This is a genomic window from Oceanicella sp. SM1341 (genome assembly GCF_003448965.1).
In the GTDB taxonomy this organism is placed as follows: Bacteria; Pseudomonadota; Alphaproteobacteria; order Rhodobacterales; family Rhodobacteraceae; genus Paroceanicella.
In genome coordinates, this window is record NZ_QRGC01000069.1 from 1 (window position 1) to 3,392 (window position 3,392).

The window sequence follows — 3,392 nt, forward strand, 5'->3', positions numbered from 1 at the left end:
GGGCCCGGGCCGCGCGCAGCCGGGGGCCGAGTCCGGCGCCGAAGCCCCGGCCCCGCGCCGCCAGCAGCAGTGCCAGCGCCGCCCCGCCGAGCCAGAGCCCCAGCGCCGCCCCGCCCCCGGCGAAGCCGGAGCGCCAGTCGGAATTGTCGGTGAAGCCGGCGTAGCCGATCCGCGCCGCCGGCAGGCGCAGGCTGCGGGGCGCGCCGGCCCCGGTGTCGAACCACGGGATGACGACCTCGGGCAGCACGCCCGGCTCGCCGGTGATCGGGCGCATGGTCCAGCGCCAGACCACCGTCGTCACCGGCCCCTGGGGGGTGAGCTGCATGTCGCGCTCTTCCGGCGGGGTGAAGGTGATGAGCCAGGGCGCGCGCAGGGGCGGCTGTTCGGGCAGCATCTCGGGCGTGGCGCCGAGGGCGCGCAGCACCACCCGGCGCTCCACGCTCTCGCCGTCAGTGAGCGCGCCCGCGTCCTTGCTCCAATGGTCGGAGAGCTCGAGCGCGCGGGCCGGCAGCCAGCCTTCGGCCACCGGGGCGGGGCGCACCTCGAGGGTCACCGGGGCGGAGCGCACGATGCCGGTGCGGCGGCTGCCGTCGCGCGCCACGTATTGCAGCTCGTGCGCGACGGGCAGGATGGTGAGCCTGCCGTCGCGTTTCGGGAAGAAGGCGACGCGCCGCTCCATCACCCGCGCGCTCAGCCCGTCCACCAGCTCCTCGTGCCAGGCGTCCTGGCCGAGGCGCATCCACTCCATGTCGGTCATCCGGCGCAGCTTCAGCTCCTCGTGGGCGATGTCGAGCCGGTAGGTGCCGCGCAGGGTGGCGAGCACCATCTGCCCGGCGTAGGGCGTGGCGCCGGGGGCGTCGAGCAGCAGCTCGAGCCGGGCCTGCCGGGGCGGGAAGTCGCTCTCCTGCGCGGCGGCGCTGCCGGCGAGGAGGGCGAGCAGCAGGGCGAGGACCCTCACCACCGCTCCGCCTCCTCCGGGGCGGCCTGCCCGGTGGCGCGCCTGCGCTCCATCTCGGCGGCGAGCCGGCTCCGGAGATAGGCGCCCGGCGCATCCGCGAGCGTGTCGAGCCAGGCGCTCCCGGCGGCCACGGTGCGCGCGCCGTCCACCGGGCGCTTGGGGCTGGCGCGCAGGCGGTCGTCGGCGGCCAGCACGAGGTCGGCATCCGGGCGCTCGGGGTCGAAGGCGGCGGTGGCCACGCCCTCCTCGGCGAGGACGGTGCGGATGCGGCCATGGCCCATCGCCTCGCCCACCACCGGCTCCACCAGCGCGGAGACCGTCTCGCGGTTGTGCCGGGCCTCGGCGTCGAAGCGGTTGGAGAACAGGAACGCGTCGAAATAGTCGAGTGCCAGCCCCGGCTGCCCGGTGGTGGCGAGGGTGAGCCCGCGGTTGTAGGTGGCCGAGCGGCCGACCCGGGCGAAGGCGGCATCGGCCTCGGCATAGCGGCCGAGCTCGTAGAGGGCGGCGCCCCGGGCGGCGTCGTCGGCAAGGAGCGGCAGCGCGAGGCCCGGGGCCCCTGCCCGCCAGGCCAGCCGCGCCCAGGCGTCCGGCCCGGCGGCGAGCGCGAGGGCGAGCGCGGCGCAGGCGATGAGGGCGGCCCCCTTCATGCCGCGCTCCTGCGGCGGAACAGCGGCAGCAGCGCGAGGCAGGCGAGCCCGAGCAGCCAGCGCCCGTGATCGGTGTAGAGCACCGAGCGCCGGGCCCGGGCCGCGCCCGAAACCGCCTGTCGCGCCTCCAGCCGGTCGGCCAGGGCCTCGGGCGCGGTGGCGGGCACCACGATGCCGCCGCCGGCCCCGGCAAGGGCCTCGAGCGCGCCCTCGGCCGGGGGCGCGAGGCCGTAGGGGCGCTCGCGCGGGGTGAGCCGCAGGGCGGAGACGGTGGCGCCGTCGGCGCGCAGCAACCCCGCCTCGTGCAGCGCCTCGGGGCCGAGCCCGCCCCCGTCGGAGACCAGCACCACGTCGGGCCTCTCGGCGCCCGCGTCGGCCAGCGTGCGGCGCGCCAGGGCCAGCGCGCGGTCCGGCCGGCTGCCGGCGAGGGGCATCGTCTCGGGGCCGAGCACGCCGATCACGGTGCCGAGCTGCTCGGTCTCCTCGCTGGGCACGCTCACGAGAAAGCTCTCGCCGGCATAGAGCGCGAGGGCCACCGGCCGTGTGCCGTGCCGGTCCACCAGCCGGGCGACGGCGGCCTGCGCGTCGGCCAGCGCGCCCGTCTCGGTGACGGAGGGCGAGAGGTCGAGCAGGATCATCACCACGTCGAGGTTGCGGAAGGCCGGGGCGTCGCGGTTGCGGGTCGCGGGGCCACTGAGCCCGAGCGCGAGCAGCACCGCCGCCGCGCCGAGAGCCAGGGGGCGAAGGTCGCGCGTCGCCTCGTCCACCCAGCCACGCGTGCGCAGGAAGGCGAGCATCTGCGGCGAGACCACCCGGCGCCAGGGCGCCAGGCCGTCCGCCCGCCGCGCCGCGAGCAGCGCCAGCCCCAGTGCCAGCGGCACGGCCAGCAGCCAGAGCGGGCGCAGGAGCAGCAGGGGGCCGAGCTCGATCATGCCGTCTCCTCCGGGCGCGAGAGCATCGCGGCGCCGAGCAGCAGCAGGGCTGCGGCGGCGGGCCAGGGCCAGAGCGCGTGCCAGCCCCGGATCGGCGGCGCGGCGGCGGCCGAGGGCTCCAGCCGGTCGACCGCATCGGTGACGGCGCGCAGGTCGTCGGTGTTTCGCACGCGGAACATCACCCCGCCGGCGGCCTCGGCGATGGCGCGCAGCGTGGCGGTGTCGACCGCGTCGCGCGCGCCGGGGCTGGTCTCGAGGTCCCGGGGGCCGAGGGCGATGGTGTGGACACGGATGCCGAGGGCCGCCGCCGCCCGCGCCGCCGCCACCGGGTCGACCGCGCCGGTGGTGTCCTGCCCGTCCGAGAGCAGCAGGATGACGCGGCTCTTCGCCTCGCGCCCGCGCAGGCGCCGGATGGCGAGGCCCAGCCCGTCGGCGATGGCGGTGGAGCGGCCGGAGACGCCGATCATCGCGGTGTCGATCACCTGGGCCACGGCGGCCACGTCATGGGTGGGGGCGGCGGCGACATAGGCGCGGTCGCCGAACACGACGAGCCCCACCCGGTCGCCCTCGCGGCCCAGCACGAAGCGCGAGGCCACCGTCTGCACCGCCGCGAGGCGCGAGACGCGGGCGCCGTCGAGGTCGAAATCCTCGCGCTCCATGGAGCCGGAGAGGTCGAGCGCGAGCACGACATCGCGGCCCGAGGCGGGCAGCGCGTCGAGGGTCTCGAGCACGCGCGGGCCGGCAAGGGCGATCACGGCGCAGCCCCAGGCGAGGGCGAGTGCTGCGCAAGTGCCGCCTCACCCTGCTGCTGGTGCGCGACGCGGTCGAGACCGCCCCGCCGCGCGGGGTCTTCGC

The 3,392-nt window shown here is 77.6% G+C and carries 4 protein-coding genes; all 4 read right to left on the minus strand.

Going from position 1 to position 3,392, the window contains the following annotated elements; translation table 11 throughout:
* Positions 1–961, minus strand: a 961-nt coding sequence (locus D3P35_RS25620) for a BatD family protein (RefSeq protein ID WP_118138762.1), incomplete at its 3' end; no start/stop codon positions are given.
* Positions 955–1,605: a hypothetical protein gene (locus D3P35_RS25625; protein WP_118138763.1), complete on the minus strand. Its 651-nt coding sequence runs from the start codon at positions 1,603–1,605 to the stop codon at positions 955–957. The genes D3P35_RS25625 and D3P35_RS25620, both read right to left, overlap by 7 nt.
* Complete coding sequence (locus tag D3P35_RS25630; protein ID WP_118138764.1) at positions 1,602–2,537, minus strand: VWA domain-containing protein; 936 nt, start codon at positions 2,535–2,537, stop codon at positions 1,602–1,604. Before D3P35_RS25630 ends, D3P35_RS25625 begins: the two co-directional genes overlap by 4 nt.
* Entirely contained in the window at positions 2,534–3,292 is a 759-nt protein-coding gene (locus tag D3P35_RS25635) for a VWA domain-containing protein (protein ID WP_232830632.1), read from the minus strand. Before D3P35_RS25635 ends, D3P35_RS25630 begins: the two co-directional genes overlap by 4 nt.
* Positions 3,293–3,392 lie beyond the last annotated feature (100 nt).